Here is a 14,948-nt window from a genome sequence, read left to right on the forward strand (position 1 = left end):
CCTGCCCCACCTGCGGCACCCGCCGCTGACCGGGCCCGCCCCCTCACCCGACGAGCCCACTCCACCAGCCCCTCACCAGTCACCCGGCGCCGTGAGAGGCCCGGCAACTGTGGCAGTGCAGGTGCCTTCCCACCGGCGTGTCGAGCACCTTTGCTGCCACGCTTCGGCCGCGCAGCCGCGCGCCGCAAGGGGGCGGACGGGCGGGTCAGTCACGACTCGGTGGAGGACCGGGCGGCGGCGCAGCGCCGACGACCAGTGCGGGCGACCGCCAGGCTTGGCGGCGGAACAGGGCCCAGACGAGCGCGGCGAGGACCAGTGCTGTCATCGCGATCGCGCCCGGGGCCTTGGTGAGCCGGGCCAGACTGGTGCCGTCCGGCAGAGCGAGGAACGAGGCCAGCGCACACGGCAGCACGAACCAGGTGGTCCGGGTCGCGGCCACCGCGAGCACCGCCAGCGGCCACGTCGCGTACCATGGATGAAACACCGGCGCGAGCACCACCGTGGCCACCAACCCCACCCCCGCACCCCCCAACACCACCCGCCACCGCCACCCCGCCGCCTCAGATGCGTTGATCATGAGGTTAGCGTCCCGGCAAGCGCTTACCGGTGCCGCTAACCTCATGATCAACGCGTCCGGGCGGGGGGCGGTGGGTGGGGGTGGGGGGCGCAGGGTGCGGTAGGTGTGGTGGAAGAGGAGGAGGAGTAGGACGGCCAGGAGGGCCAGCCCGGCGGTGCGGGTCAGTGGGACGGCGTTGGGGTGGCGGGCGAATAGTTCGCCGACGTAGTCGATGAGCATGCCGATGGCGGTCGGTGGCGAGGTCCACTGCACGGTGTCGCCGCTGCGGCCCAACCCGCCGAGCCAGCCGAGCCCGAGACCGGTCAGCAGCGACAGGACCAGCAGCCCTCCGACGGCGCCGACGGCCAGCAGGCCACCGTCGCGCAGCAGCGTCCGCACGCCGGGCCGACCCCGCACGGCGGCCAGCGCCGCGAACGGCAACACCACCACGGCGGTCGCCTTCACCGACACCGCCAGTCCGAGCAGCACCCCGGCGAGCAACAGCACACCGACCGGGCGCAGCGACCCGAGCCGGCCCGGAGGATCGGCGAGGAGCAGCGACCCGAGCCGGCCCGGACGGTGGACGAGGATCAGCAGGGCCGGCAGGAGCAGGCCGAGCATCACCGCGTCGTTGTGCGCCCCGGCCACCAGGTGCACCCCGACCAGCGGGCAGGCCAGCAGCAGCCAGGTCGCCCGCCGAGGCGGCACGCCGGCCGCCCGGGCCAGGCCGGGCAGGCAGGCCGCCGCCGCCAGCACGCCCGCGAGCGCCAGCAGCCGCAGCAGCACCACCGTGCCGATCAACCCGCCGCCGAGCACCACGGCCAGCGCGGCGAGCAGGACGAACAACGGCCCGTACGGCGCCGGGGTGTCCCGCCAGACCGGCGCGACCGCCTCGGCCCAGGGGCAGCCGGCCGCGGCCACCCCGATGGCGTACGGGTCACCCCCGTCGGCGTAGATCCAGCCCTGGCAGGCGTACGAATAGACGTCCCGGCTGCCCAGCGGGGCGGTGACCAGCAGCGGCAGTGCCCACGACCCGGCGGTGACGTACGCCCACCTCGTCGACGGCGCACCGGCGCGCAAAGCCCACCAGGCACCCACCATGGCGGTGGTGCCGAGCAACCACGACGTGACGGTCAGCGGGCCACCGTCGGAGCCGGTGCCGGCGTCCGGCAGAGCACCACCGAGGTAGCCGGCGACCGCCAGCAGCAGCGCGCCCACCAGTCCTGCGTACCGGGCGATCCGGTCCCGCGTACCTACGGGCCGGGCATCAGGATCGCGGCCGAGACTCCGATCGCGCCCGCGACCCGGATCACTACGGTCGCCGGACGCGGAGCGGGGATCGAGGGGGGAACGGGCGCCGGGCTCGCTCACCGGCGGTACCTCTCCTCCAGTGCGGTGTCCAACAACGCCGCCGGGACTGGCCTACTCGACCGGCACCGGTTGACGGTCCGCCGTCCGGGCCTGCTGCGCCGACCGTACCAAGCGGACCGCCACCACGATCACGAACAGCGTCATCAGCGGTGCACCGACCGTCTTGGTGTAGCGGGGCAGGCCGGTGCCGTCGGCCAGCACCAGGAACGCGGCGTAGACGGTCACCGCGCTGAACCACCAGGTGCGCCGCGCGGTGGCGGCCAGCAGGGTCAGCGGCCAGAACCAGTACCAGGGGTGGAAGAGCGGGGCGAGCGCCACCGTCGCGGTCAATGCAAGCGCGGCGTGCCAGAGCGGTTCCCGGTGCCGGGCCCGGAACCACAGCCACACCAGCAACGCCGCCAACACCAGCACCGCGATGCCCCGGGTCACCGGCAGCGCGTCGATGTGCAGGCCGAACGGCAGCACCAGGTAACCGACGGTCTGCCCGACGGCGGTCGGCGGCGAGGTCCAGGCGACCACCTCGTTGCCGTGTGACAGCCCGGTGATCCAACCGAGGTCCAGCCCGGCGGCCAGGGTCACCCCGAACAGTGTGGCCACGGCGCCGCCGACCACCGGCGTACCGTGGCGCAGCAGCGCGCGCAGCGAGAAGCCGCCGGTGATCGCGGCGAGTGCCGCGAACGGCACCACCACGAGCGCGGTCACCTTGATGCCGGCGGCCAGGCCGAGCACGACGCCGCCGGCCAGCAGCGGCCAGGGCCGGCCGGGACGACTCACCACCACGGCCAGCCCGGCCACCAGCAGGCCGACCATCAGCGCGTCGTTGTGCACCCCGGAGATCAGGTGCACTCCGACCAGTGGGCTGGCCAGGGCGAGCCAGAGGGCCCGGCCGACCGGCACGCCGCTGCGGCGGGCCAGCACCGGCAGGCAGGCCGCCGTCAGCACCACGCCGGCCACCGCGAGCACCCGGAACAACGCGATGCTGCCGATCAGGGAACCGGTCGCCGCGACCACCGCGCCGGAGAGCACCACGAACAGGGGCCCGTACGGTGCCGGGGTGTCCCGCCAGATGTACGACATGGTGTCCAGCCACGGGCAGGGCAGCGTGGAGACGCCGTACTCGTACGGGCTGATGCCGTTGGCGTAGCTCGCCCCCTGGCAGGCGTACGCGTAGGCGTCCCGGCTGCCCAGCGGCGGGGTGAACAGGAACGGCAGCACCCACAGCCCGGCGGTGACCAGGGCCCATCGCGCCGACGGCACCCGGTCCCGCAGCGTCCACCAGGCCACCGCCATGGCCGCGGTGCCCACCAACCACAGCCCGATGATCAGCGGTCCGTTCGGGCCCAACCAGATCTTGACCGGGTTGGGTCGCAGGTCGCCGTCGGGCAGGGCGCCGCCGAGGAACGCCGCCACGGAGAGCATGATCGATCCGGCCAGTCCGGTCCAGCGCACGAGGTGATGGGGCACCTCGCCATGCTGCCAGTACCGCCGATCGCGGTACGGAGGTGGGCATCGTCCGGCCGTCGACGGGGCTCAGTCGGGCGGACAGTGTCCGGACGGTCGCAGGCTGCTGGTGACGTCGAAGGTTCCCGCGCTGCGGGCCCGTACCGTGACCCATTCGTCCAGGTCGGCGCGCAGGCACCCGTCCCCCGCGGACAGCGACAGCCAGCGGGACCAACGGACCCGGACGAGCACGTCGCCGGGCGCGTCGACGGTGAACCGCACCCTCGCGTCGTCGGAACTGACCAGCCGAGCCGGAGCGGAGACCAGGGGTGCCGGGTCGAGCACCTGGTACAGCCGCCACTGCCCGGGACGACCCACCTCCCGCAGGTACGGCTGGCCGGCCAGCACGAGCGTCGCCTCGTCCCGGCCGTACCGGTCGAGAGCCGCGTCCGGTGCGACGGCGACGAAGCTGACGGCGTTGCGGCGCAGCCACTCGCCGTACCGGCCGGCATCGAGGCCGCCGTCGTAGAACAGCGGGTTACGGCCCACGTCGACCTGCCGCTCCCAGCCCCGGGCCAGTGGCACCGCGGCGGCCACGAAGGCGCTCTCCCAGTGGTCCCGCAGCGGCACCACTTCGATCCGGCCCACCGGTGCCCGCCGCGCCAGGTCGTCCAGCAGTGGTTCGTGGAAGGCGGCGTACGCCGGTGCCGAGCCCCGGCGGGCGATGTCGTTGGTCATCACCGGGGACTGCCACCAGAACAGCGCGACGAGCAGCGCGGCCAGCCACCGCCGGCCGAGCCCGGCGTAGGCCGCGACGATCGGCAGGGCGAAGAGCATCGGCAGGCGCAGCGCGTTCGAGCCGACCGGGCTGGGCAGGTGGTAGGCCGCGACCAGGAGCAGCGCGGTCAGCGCGGCACCGACCCGCAGCGCCCGGACCGGTACGAGCGCGAGCACCACCACGGCCAGGGCGAGGTTGATCCGCAGTGATTCGGCGGTGAACGGCTGCCGCCCACCGTTGCCGAAGAGCATGGCCATCGGCGCCACCGTCACCAGCGGGGCCAGGCAGAGGACCAGCGCGGCGGCTCCGGGTCGCCGGTGTCGCCAGCTGTCGAGGATCAGCAGGGTGCCGCCGGCCAGGCCGACGAAGAGGCCGGCCACCGGGCTGGCGGCCGTCGCGAGCACCGCCGCCACACCGGCCGCCGCCAGCCGCCACCGACGCGCTCCCTTGGGCAGCGCCACCAGGCAGAGCGCGAGCAGCGCCCACATCAGGCCGACGGCGAAGGTGATCCGGCCGCTGGCCAGGTTGCCCACCAGGACGACCGCACCCAGCAGGCCGCCGAGCAGCGGACGACGGGCCTTGGTCAGCACCAGCAGCCAGGCCAGCGCCCCGGCGGAGACGACCGCCGCGACCGCACCGACCGGACGCACCCCCACCAGCGCGCCGAGCAGCTGGGTGTAGAGGCTGTAGCCGAACTGGTTGACCCCGCCGTACCACGAGAAATCGAGCGGAGCGAGCCCGTTGCGCGCCGCGAAGCCCGCGCGGGCCACCTGCGCGGAGAGGTCGGTTCCCATGGGCGGGGCCAGCAGGAACGCGACGGCCAGCAGCAGCGACAGCACCAGCGCGCCGAGGACCGGGTAGCCCGGCCAGGGCGCGCCAGCATCCTCGGCGGCCTTCCCGTCGGGAACGGCAGCGTGGGTCGATGTCGGCACCGAGCAGTCCTACCACGATCAGCGACCGGCCCCGGTGGCGGGTCGCCGGGAAGCCCGCGCTACATCTCCAGGACGCGTTCGGTGGCGGCGCGGGAGCGGCGGCCGGTGCGCAGGTACTCGTCGAGGAACTCGCCCGGGTCGTCGCGGCCGAGCAGCCGGACCACGCCGGCCAACTCCACGCCGTGCCGGGGCAACTGGTCGCCGGCCCGACCCCGGACCAGCATCAGCGCGTTGCGGACCTGCGCGGCGAGCGTCCACCCGGCCACCATCGCCTCGGCGTCCGCCGGGTCGACCAGGCCCGCGTCCCGGGCCGCCGCGAGCGCGTCGAGGGTACGCGTGCCGCGCAGTTGCGGGTACGCGCCGGCATGCCGCAGCTGCAGCAGCTGCACCGCCCACTCCACGTCGGCCAGGCCGCCCCGGCCCAGCTTGGTGTGGGTGGCCGGATCGGCGCCCCGGGGCAGTCGTTCGGTCTCCACCCGCACCTTGATCCGACGGATCTCGATGACCTGCTCCCGGGTCAGCCCGTCGGCCGGGTACCGGATCGGGTCGACCATCTGCTCGAACCGGGTGCCCAGGTCGGCGTCGCCGCAGACGCAGCGGGCGCGCAGCAGCGCCTGCGCCTCCCACACCCGCGACCAGCGGGCGTAGTACTGCTGGTAGGCGGCGAGACTACGGACCAGTGGCCCCTGCCGGCCCTCGGGACGCAGGTCGGCGTCGACGCCGAGCGGCGGGTCGGGTGCGGGCATGCCGAGCAGCCGCCGCAGTTCCTCGGCGATGGCGTGCGCGGCGGCGCTGGCCGCGCTCTCGCTCACCCCCTCCGGCGGGTCGTAGACGAAGAGCACGTCGGCGTCGGAGAGGTAGTTCGACTCGTACCCGCCGAGGCGGCCCATTCCGATCACCGCGAACGTCAGTCCCGGCATGGCCGGCTGGGCGGCCCGGGCGGTGCGCAGCGCGGCGGCGAGGGTCGCGTCGGTGACGTCGGAGAGTGCGGTGCCGACCGCCGTGATGTCGGACAGCGCGGGCGTGCTCCGGCCGCCGTCGGGGCGGGCCGGGGCCAGCGAGCCGGCCCGGCTGAGCACGTCGGCGCAGGCGAGGCGGAGCAGTTCCCGGCGGCGCAGTGCGCGTACCGCCCGGGTCGCCTCGACCGGGTCGGTGTGCCGGGCCGCGGCGGCGGTGAGCCCGTCGAAGAGCACCTCCCGTGGCCGCGGGCTCAGCTCGCTCTCCTCGGCCAACAGGCGCAGCGCCTCCGGCTCCCGCTTCAGCAGGTCCGCCACGTACCGGGAGGCGGAGAGCACCCGGGCCAGCCGGCGGGCCACCGGACCGGAGTCGCGCAGCAGCCGCAGATACCAGGGGGTGCTGCCGAGGGAATCGGAGACCTGGCGGTAGTTGAGCAGACCCCGGTCCGGCTCGGGCGCGTCGGCGAACTCGCTGAGCAGCACCGGCAGCAGGGTGCGTTGGATGGCGGCGGTCCGGCTCACCCCGCCGGTGAGCGCCTGCAGGTGACGAAGCGCCCCGGCCGGATCGGCGAAGCCGAGGATCTCCAGCCGGTTGCGGGCCGCCTGCGGGGTCAGCCGCAGCCCGTCGGCCGGTACCCGGGCCACCGACTCCAGCAACGGCCGGTAGAGCAGCTTGGCGTGCAGTCGGCGTACCTCGGTGGCGTGGGTGACCCACTCGGCGCGGAACTCCTCGACGGCGCTGCGGCCGGGCCCGGCGGTGTAGCCGAGCGCGGTGGCGAGCCAGCGCAACGCGCCCGGCTCGGTCGGCACGGTGTGGGTGCGTCGCAGGCCCTGAAGTTGCAGCCGGTGCTCGACGCTGCGCAGGAACCGGTAGCCGCGCAGCAGCGCCTCGCCGTCGGCCCGGCCGACGTAGCCGCCGGTGACCAGCGCCCGCAGGGCGGGGATGGTGCCGGCCGCCCGCAACGTCTCGTCGCCCCGGCCGTGCACCAGCTGCAGCAACTGCACCGCGAACTCGATGTCGCGCAGCCCACCGGGACCGCGTTTGATCTCGCGTTCCAGCTCCTTCGGCGGAATGTGATCGATGATCTTGCGCCGCATCGCCCGGACGTCCTCGACCGCCTCGGGGCGTTCGGCCGCCTGCCAGAGCAGCGGCGCCAACGCGTCGATCCACTCCTGGCCGAGCGCCAGGTCGCCGGCGGCCGGGCGGGCCTTGAGCAGCGCCTGGAACTCCCAGGTCCGCGCCCAGCGCCGGTAGTAGGCCAGGTGGCTGGCCAGCGTCCGCACCAGCGGCCCCCGGTTGCCCTCGGGGCGCAGGGCCGCGTCGACCGGCCAGGCGACCAGGCCGCAAATGTGGATCAGCCGGGTGGCCACGGTGGTGGCGGTGGTCAGGTCGTCGTCCTCGGCCGCCACGAAGATCACGTCGACGTCGGAGACGTAGTTCAGCTCGCCGCCACCGCACTTGCCCATGGCGACCACGCCCAGGCGCGGCTCCCGGGTGCCCTCCGGCAGCTCCGCCACGGCGATCCGGTACGCGGCCGACAGGGTGGCGTCGGCAAGTGCCGACAGGGCGGCCATCGTCTGTTCCAGGCCGCGCCCGCCGGTCAGGTCGGCCGCCGCGATCCGCAGCAGGGCCAGCCGGTACGCCCGCCGCAGCACCGCGACGGGGTTGCCGTCGCCGGACAGGTCGAGCCGGCCGTCCGCGGTCGGTGCGAGGCCGTCCGGCTCGGTACGCAGCACCGGCCACTGGTCGGGGTTGGCCACCAGATGGTCACCGAGCGCCGAGGAGGCGCCCAGCACGGCGAGCAGCCGGCGACGCAGACCCGGGTCGTCGTGCAGCGCGGCGAGCAGCGCCGAGCCCGCGCCGATGCCGCCGACGGCCGCGGTGGTGCCCTGGCTCCCGGCGACACCGTCGCCTCCGGTGCTGCCACCGTCGCCGGTCGCGCCCTCGCTCGCGGCGGCACCGCTACCGGTGGTGCCGCCCTGGCCGGCGGCGGTCGCCGTGACGCGCCCGGGCCCCGCACCCCGTTGCCGCAGCGCCGCACCCGACCCGGCGGTGCCGTTCGGGCCGGCCATCGTACGGCGCTCCGCCTCCACCAGCCGGTGCAGCTGACGCAGCGCGAGATCCGGGTCGGCGGCCCGGGACAGCGCGGTGAGCAGTTCCTGAGCCTGCTCGCCGGTGGGCTCCTGAGTCTGCGGACGCCACAGGTCGAGCCCGTCCGGCCCGAGCAGGTCGGCGGCGCGGGCACCCGCCTCGTCGTCGGTGACGCCGAAGCCGTAGCGGGCGAGGCGGCCCGTGGCGCTGGTCGGCCGGCCCATCAGTGCCCGAGCAGCGGCAGGCTGCGCCGCGACCCCTCGTCCAGCTCGCCGAGGGCGAGTGCGGCGAACCGCGCCGCGAACGGCTGCCAGACATCCTCGACGTCGGCCATCACCGCGTCGCACGCGGAGATCACCAGCTGCGGGTCGTAGCCCAGCTCGGCCAGCAGCACCGAGTCGGTGGCCCACTCGGCGATCATCGCGGTGTCGCACTCGATGTGGAACTGCAGCCCCCAGGCCCGGTCGCCGAGGCGGAACGCCTGGTGCGGATAGCGGGTGGAGGCGGCCAGCAGGGTGGCACCGGCGGGCAGCTCGGTGATCTCGTCGGCGTGCCACTGCAACACGTCGGGGATCAGCGGCACGTACCGGAAGAGCGGATCGGACTCGGCCGCGTCCCGCCGGCCGACCACGGCGGGCCCCACCTCCGGCCCGGACGGGCTGCGCACGACCGTGCCGGCGTGGGCGGTGGCGAGCAGCTGCGCACCGAGGCAGACGCCCAGGGTCGGCAGCCGGTGTCGCACCGCCTTGCGGAGCAGCTTCTCCACCGCCGGAAACCAGGGCGCCGCCGGCACCCCGTCGACGAGCGGGTAGGCCTGCTGGTCACCGCCGAGCACCACCAGGGCGGCGTACCCGTCCAGGTCGGTGGGAAGGGTCTCGCCCGCGTGCGGGCGGACCACCGCCAGCTCCAGCCCGGCCTCGGTCAGCCACTCCCCCAGCCGGCGCGGGTCGTCGGTCGGGTCGTTCTCGATCACCAACGCGGTTGCCACATCGTCGAGGCTATCCGGTCCCGCCGATTCGGCCGACCAGCGGGACCGGGAGCGCCGGAACGTGCCTGGCCACCGCAACTAAGCTGCCGCTGTGTCCGACCACATCGCGCCCGACGACGTCGTACGCCCGCCCGCCCTGCGTCCCGGGGACACGGTGATGCTGGTGTCGCCGTCCGGACCGACCCGCCCCGAGCGGGTGGCCCGGGGCGTGGAACTGCTCACCGGCTGGGGGCTACGGCCGGTGCTCGCGCCCAACGCCTACGCCCGGCAGGGCTACCTGGCGGGGACCGACGCGCTGCGGGCGGCCGACCTCAACACCGCGTTCACCGATCCACGGGTGCGCGGGGTGATCTGCACCCGGGGCGGCTACGGCGCGCAGCGGGTGGTCGACGCGATCGACATGGCGGCGGTACGCCGCGACCCGAAGGTGGTGGCCGGGTTCTCCGACATCACCGCGCTGCAACTGGCGCTCTGGCGGGGCGCCCGGTTGGCCGGGGTGCACGGTCCCGGGGCGGCCTGGCGCGACGAGCGCACCCCGCTGTCCTCGGCCGAGTCCCTGCACGCGGCGATGACCAGCACCGAGCCGGTCACCGTACGCGCCGTGCAGGGCGAGGAGACCTTCGGCGTCCGCGTCGCCGGGCGAGCCACCGGCCGGCTGCTGGGCGGCAACCTCTGCCTGGTCGTGGCCTCCCTCGGCACCCCGGACATGCCCGACCTGACCGGTGCGGTGCTGCTGCTGGAGGACGTGCAGGAGCCGCCGTACAAGGTCGACCGGATGTTGACCCAGCTCCGCCGGGCCGGCGCGCTGGACGGGCTGGCCGGGGTGGCGGTGGGGCAGTTCACCGACTGCGCCGACGGCTGGGACACCACGGTGGCCGACGTGCTCGGTGAGCGCCTCGGCGACCTGGGCGTACCGGTGCTGGGTGGCCTGCCGATCGGTCACGGCCCCGGTCAGCTCACCGTCCCGGTCGGTACCCGGGCGAGCCTCGACGCCGACGCCGGCACCCTCACGGTGGTCGCCGCCGTCCGCTGAACCCTTGTCGGGACTGTCCGTCTTCGGGGTCCGGATTGCCAGCTCACTGACAGCTTCGCCATGGTCCACGCCCAGCCAGGCTCGTCACTGTCGGTGACGTCATCGCATCACCGACGAGTTGGAGGAACGATGTCCCGCACGATTTCGAAGAAGCACCTGCTGGCCGGCCTGGCCGCGGCGGGCGTGCTCGGCGTGGGGATCGCCGCTCCCACCGTGGCGCTCGCCGACGACAAGGTCACCCCGAGCGCCAGCGCCAGTAGCGAGCCGCAGGGTGACCGTCAGGAGCAGCGGGCCGCGCGGCACGCGCAGTTCGCCGAGGCGCTGGCCGAGGAGTTGGGCGTGCCGACCGAGCAGGTGACCGAGGCGCTGGAGAAGCTCCGCGAGCAGCACCAGCCGCAGGGTCGGCCGGACCGCGAGGGCCACCGGGGATTCATGGGGCGTGGCGACGGTGCCGGCGAGGGCCGCAAGGGCGGCGACGGTGCCGCCGAGGGTGGCGCGGGCGAGCGGCGGACGCCGCCGTCGGCCGAGGAGCGCAAGGAGGCGCTGGCCGAGCGGCTCGCGCAGGCGGTCGAGGACGGCAAGCTCACCCAGGAGCAGGCCGACGCCATCACCGCCGCCGTCGAGGCCGGTGTGTTCGGCGGCTGGGGCGGCCCGGGCGCTCGCGGCGAGGGCGACACCGCCGGCAAGTGACACCCCGGCCGGCCTCACGCACGCGCACCGCGTGCCGAGCGGTCCCGGCTCATCCGCCGGCCCGGGCTGACGTACCACGCCGCGTGGGCGGCCCCGCTCCACTCCTGCGGGGCCGCCCACGCGGCTGTATCCGACCCACCGCCACGACCGGCCCACCCCCACGCGGCAAGTCGCGGTATCCGGGAGCCCGGGAAGGCCCGACTTGCCGCATCCGGCGACCGCCGGCGGCGCGGGCCCGGGAACCGGGTCGTGGGCGGACCGGGTGCGGTCAGGCGATGCAGGCGCAGACGATGAGCGCGGCGCCGAAGTGGCTGGCGGCGCTCACCCGGGCCACCGGGTGCGGCTCGTCGGCGCAGATGACCTCGCCGAGCTTGCCCGGCGTGATCAGGTCCAGCACGAAGAAGGCGAGCGCCATGATGCCGAGACCGATCAGCCCGAAGATCACCGTCGAGGCCAGTCCCTTGGCGAAGTCGCTGTAGCTGGTCAGGATCGCGGTGAAGACGATGCCGGCGACGCCGAGCTGATTCGCGGCGAGCAGCAGGCCGGCGTTGGCGTTGCGGTTTACCCAGATCAGGTCCCGCAGTTTGCCCGGGGTGAGCAGGTCGACCAGGACGAAGCCGGCGGCCATCAGGCCCACTCCGACGACCCCGAACACCACACTCTGCCAGGCTCCGCTGAGCAGATCCTCCAGCACCGACTGCCTCCCGACGGTCTCCGGCCGGCGGGTGCCGGCACGGTGATCGAGACGATAGCGGCACCGGGCAACGCTCGGCAGCCCGGCAGCGGCGGCTACAGCGACAGGTAGTGCTGGCGCTCGTAGGGGGTGACCTCGCGGCGGTACTGCTCCCACTCGGCCCGCTTGTTACGCAGGAAGAAGTCGAAGACGTGCTCGCCGAGCACCTCGGCGACCAGTTCCGAACCCGCCATCACGTCGATCGCCTCGGACAGGTTCTCCGGCAGCGGTTCGTACCCCATCGCCCGCCGCTCGGCGCTGGTCAGCGCCCACACGTCGTCCTCCGCGCCCGGCGGCAGCTCGTACCCCTCCTCGATGCCCTTCATCCCGGCGCCGAGCAGCACCGCGAAGGCGAGGTACGGGTTGGCGGCCGAGTCGGGCGAACGGATCTCCACCCGGGCCGAGTTCGGCTTGCCGTACGCCGGCACCCGGACCAGCGCGGAACGGTTCAGGTGCCCCCAGCAGACGTACGCGGGGCTCTCGGTGACCCGGTCCGGCAGCGCCTGCGGGAACAGGCGCTTGTACGAGTTGACCCACTGGTTGGTGACCGCGGTGTACTCCCGGGCGTGGGCCAGCAGCCCGGCGATGAACGCCCGCGCCACCTTGGACAGCTTCATCGGGTCGCTGGCGTCGTGGAACGCGTTGCGCTCGCCCTCGAACAGCGACAGGTGGGTGTGCATCCCACTGCCCGGCTGGTCGGTGAAGGGCTTGGGCATGAAGGTGGCCTGCACGCCGGTGGAGAGCGCCACCTCCTTGACCACGTGCCGGAACGTCATGATGTTGTCGGCGGTGGTGAGCGCGTCGGCGTAGCGCAGGTCGATCTCCTGCTGGCCGGGGGCGACCTCGTGGTGGCTGAACTCCACCGAGATGCCGATCCGCTCCAGCGACAGCACCGCCTGACGGCGGAAGTCCCGGGCCACGGCGTGGGTGGTGTGCTCGAAGTAGCCGCCGGTGTCCACCGGCACCGGCACCGAGCCGTCCATCGGCCCGTTCTCCAGCAGGAAGAACTCGATCTCGGGGTGGGTGTAGAAGGTGAAGCCCTTCTCCGCCGCCCGGGACAGCGCCCGACGCAGCACGTGACGGGGGTCGGCCCAGGACGGGCCGCCGTCGGGCAGCAGGATGTCGCAGAACATCCGGGCGCTCTCGCCGCTGACCCCACCCTCGAACGGGAAGACCTGGAAGGTGGTCGGATCGGGCATGGCGACCATGTCCGACTCGAAGACCCGGGCGAACCCTTCGATCGCCGAGCCGTCGAAGCCGATGCCCTCCTCGAAGGCGGCCTCCAGCTCGGCGGGGGCGACCGACACGCTCTTGAGCGTGCCGAGCACGTCGGTGAACCACAGCCGGACGAAACGGATGTCCCGCTCTTCCAGCGTACGGAGGACGAACTCCTGCTGACGGTCCACTTCCCCAACCTTCCGCGACACGCTATGTCCGCCTTCGGTCGGACTCTGCCCGACCTGACCGACCAGTCTCCACCGACCCGATTACGCAGACGTTAACCGAACCTCGGCCGTTGCGTCCCGTCCCGTCCCGAGCGGCGGTCCGACCCGGCCGGACCACGCCACGCCGACGTGTCGAGCCCGTACGGCTGGGGCAAGATGAGGACATGCCCACCCTGCGTCTCGCGCTGTGCCAGGTCAACCCCAGTGTCGGTGACCTCACCGGCAACGCCGGTCTCGTCCGCGCCTGGACCCGCCGGGCCGCCGACTCCGGCGCCCAGCTCGTCCTGTTCCCCGAGATGATGCTGACCGGGTACCCGGTGGAGGATCTGGTCTTCCGGCGGTCCTTCGTGGCCGCCTCCCAGGCGGCACTCACCCGGCTCGCCGCCGATCTGGCCGCCGACGGCCTCGGTGACCTGCCGGTCGTGGTGGGCTACCTGGACGCCGACGGGCCGCCGCAGGTCAGCGCGGACGCCGAGCCGGGCCGGGGAGCGCGCAACGCCGCCGCGCTGCTGCACCGCGGCGAGGTGGTCGCCACCTACTTCAAGCACCACCTGCCCAACTACGGCGTCTTCGACGAGGACCGCTACTTCGTGCCCGGCGACATGCTCACCGTGGTCCGGCTGGGTGGGGTGGACGTGGCACTGACCATCTGCGAGGACCTGTGGCAGGCCGGGGGGCCGTTCGCCGCCGCCCGGCGGGCCGGGGTCGGGCTGGTGGTCAACATCAACGGCTCGCCGTACGAGCTGAACAAGGACGACCTGCGAATGCCGCTGGTCCGCCGGCGGGCCGCCGAGGCCGGCGCCGCCGTCGCCTACGTCAACATGATCGGCGGTCAGGACGAGCTGGTCTTCGAGGGCGACTCGATGATCGTCGCGCCGGACGGGACGGTGCTGACCCGGGCGCCGCAGTTCGTCACCCACCTGCTCGTGCACGACGTCGACCTACCCGCCGCCACCGATGCCGGTGCCGACGGCGACCAGGTGGCCGACGGGCTGCGGGTGGTGCGGCGTACGGTCGAGGCGATCCCGCCCTCGCCCAGCGGGCCGGCGGCGACCGGCGGCCTCATCGAGCCGGTGGCCGACGAGGCCGAGGTGTGGCAGGCGCTGGTGCTCGGCCTGCGGGACTACGTCGAGAAGAACCGCTTCCCCTCGGTGGTGCTCGGGCTCTCCGGCGGCATCGACTCGGCGGTGGTGGCGGCCATCGCGGTGGACGCCCTCGGCGGCGACCGGGTGGTCGGGGTCTCCCTGCCCAGCCAGCACTCCTCGGAGCACAGCCGCTCCGACGCGGCCGACCTGGCCAAACGGACCGGCCTGGACTACCGGGTGGAGCCGATCCAGCCGATGGTGGACACCTTCCTGGCGAACATGTCGCTGTCCGGGGTCGCGGTGGAGAACCTCCAGGCCCGGGTACGCGGCGTCATCCTGATGGCGTTGTCGAACCAGGAGGGGCACCTGGTGCTGACCACCGGCAACAAGAGCGAGCTGGCGGTCGGCTACTCGACCCTGTACGGCGACTCGGTCGGCGGCTTCAACCCGATCAAGGACGTGTGGAAGACGCTGGTCTGGCGGCTGGCCAAGTGGCGCAACACCGAGGCCACCCGGCTGGGCGTGACCCCACCGATCCCGGAGAACTCGATCGGCAAGCCACCGAGCGCCGAGCTGAGCCCGGGGCAGCTCGACAGCGACTCGCTGCCCGACTACGACGTGCTCGACCCGATCCTGATCGGCTACATCGACGGTGACCTGGGCCGGGAAGGGCTGATCGCCGACGGTCACGACCCGGCCGTGGTGGACAAGGTGCTGCGGTTGGTGGATACCGCCGAGTACAAGCGCCGCCAGTCCGCGCCGGGTACGAAGATCTCCATGAAGGCGTTCGGCCGGGACCGGCGGCTCCCGATCACCAACCGGTGGCGCGAGAACGGCTGACCGGGCCGC

Annotated in this window: 10 protein-coding genes; 3 read left to right on the forward strand and 7 right to left on the reverse strand. The window is 73.8% G+C overall.

What is annotated here, in order from left to right; all coding sequences use genetic code 11:
* Positions 1 to 205: 205 nt before the first annotated feature.
* From mptB (O7605_RS01710) to O7605_RS01730, 5 genes are all read right to left on the reverse strand, one after another.
* Positions 206 to 1,795, reverse strand: a complete 1,590-nt coding sequence (gene mptB, locus O7605_RS01710) for a polyprenol phosphomannose-dependent alpha 1,6 mannosyltransferase MptB (protein WP_269738670.1) — start codon at positions 1,793 to 1,795, stop codon at positions 206 to 208.
* Positions 1,796 to 1,978: 183 nt separating this feature from the next.
* Positions 1,979 to 3,391 (reverse strand): polyprenol phosphomannose-dependent alpha 1,6 mannosyltransferase MptB, encoded by a 1,413-nt coding sequence (mptB, locus tag O7605_RS01715; RefSeq protein WP_269737582.1) that lies wholly within the window; start codon positions 3,389 to 3,391, stop codon positions 1,979 to 1,981.
* Between the two features lie 66 nt (positions 3,392 to 3,457).
* Positions 3,458 to 5,077 (reverse strand): hypothetical protein, encoded by a 1,620-nt coding sequence (locus O7605_RS01720; RefSeq protein ID WP_269737583.1) that lies wholly within the window; start codon positions 5,075 to 5,077, stop codon positions 3,458 to 3,460.
* Between the two features lie 59 nt (positions 5,078 to 5,136).
* Positions 5,137 to 8,349 (reverse strand): bifunctional [glutamine synthetase] adenylyltransferase/[glutamine synthetase]-adenylyl-L-tyrosine phosphorylase, encoded by a 3,213-nt coding sequence (locus O7605_RS01725; protein ID WP_269737584.1) that lies wholly within the window; start codon positions 8,347 to 8,349, stop codon positions 5,137 to 5,139.
* On the reverse strand, positions 8,349 to 9,113 hold the full coding sequence (locus O7605_RS01730; protein ID WP_164449284.1) for a type 1 glutamine amidotransferase: 765 nt from the start codon (positions 9,111 to 9,113) through the stop codon (positions 8,349 to 8,351). The genes O7605_RS01725 and O7605_RS01730 overlap by 1 nt, the downstream gene beginning before the upstream one ends.
* 157 nt (positions 9,114 to 9,270) lie before the next feature.
* Here O7605_RS01730 and O7605_RS01735 point away from each other — a divergent pair, with 157 nt between their 5' ends.
* Together O7605_RS01735 and O7605_RS01740 are read left to right on the forward strand one after the other, a co-directional pair.
* Positions 9,271 to 10,146, forward strand: a complete 876-nt coding sequence (locus tag O7605_RS01735; RefSeq protein WP_443083891.1) for a S66 peptidase family protein — start codon at positions 9,271 to 9,273, stop codon at positions 10,144 to 10,146.
* A gap of 129 nt (positions 10,147 to 10,275) precedes the next feature.
* Entirely contained in the window at positions 10,276 to 10,836 is a 561-nt protein-coding gene (locus tag O7605_RS01740) for a hypothetical protein (RefSeq protein WP_269737585.1), read from the forward strand.
* Between the two features lie 268 nt (positions 10,837 to 11,104).
* Here the strand turns inward: O7605_RS01740 and O7605_RS01745 are convergent, their stop codons facing one another.
* Together O7605_RS01745 and glnA are read right to left on the reverse strand one after the other, a co-directional pair.
* Positions 11,105 to 11,530, reverse strand: a complete 426-nt coding sequence (locus tag O7605_RS01745; protein ID WP_269737586.1) for a DUF350 domain-containing protein — start codon at positions 11,528 to 11,530, stop codon at positions 11,105 to 11,107.
* 95 nt (positions 11,531 to 11,625) lie between these two features.
* A complete protein-coding gene (glnA, locus tag O7605_RS01750; RefSeq protein WP_164449286.1) occupies positions 11,626 to 12,975 on the reverse strand; it encodes a type I glutamate--ammonia ligase in 1,350 nt (449 codons plus the stop codon).
* A 203-nt stretch (positions 12,976 to 13,178) separates the two neighbouring features.
* Between glnA and O7605_RS01755 the strand changes: the two genes are divergently transcribed.
* A complete protein-coding gene (locus tag O7605_RS01755; protein WP_269737587.1) occupies positions 13,179 to 14,939 on the forward strand; it encodes an NAD+ synthase in 1,761 nt (586 codons plus the stop codon).
* Positions 14,940 to 14,948 lie beyond the last annotated feature (9 nt).

It is taken from the genome of Verrucosispora sp. WMMA2121 (genome assembly GCF_027460185.1).
GTDB classification, from domain to species: Bacteria; Actinomycetota; Actinomycetes; order Mycobacteriales; family Micromonosporaceae; genus Micromonospora; species Micromonospora palythoicola.

What these genes read in the sequence shown, in the direction of transcription:
- O7605_RS01725 (WP_269737584.1), bottom strand. Translation starts at nt 8,349, where the DNA reads ATGGGCCGGCCGACCAGCGCCACGGGCCGCCTCGCCCGCTACGGCTTC.
- O7605_RS01735 (WP_443083891.1), top strand. Translation starts at nt 9,271, where the DNA reads ATGCTGGTGTCGCCGTCCGGACCGACCCGCCCCGAGCGGGTGGCCCGG.
- O7605_RS01740 (WP_269737585.1), top strand. Translation starts at nt 10,276, where the DNA reads ATGTCCCGCACGATTTCGAAGAAGCACCTGCTGGCCGGCCTGGCCGCG.
- O7605_RS01755 (WP_269737587.1), top strand. Translation starts at nt 13,179, where the DNA reads ATGCCCACCCTGCGTCTCGCGCTGTGCCAGGTCAACCCCAGTGTCGGT.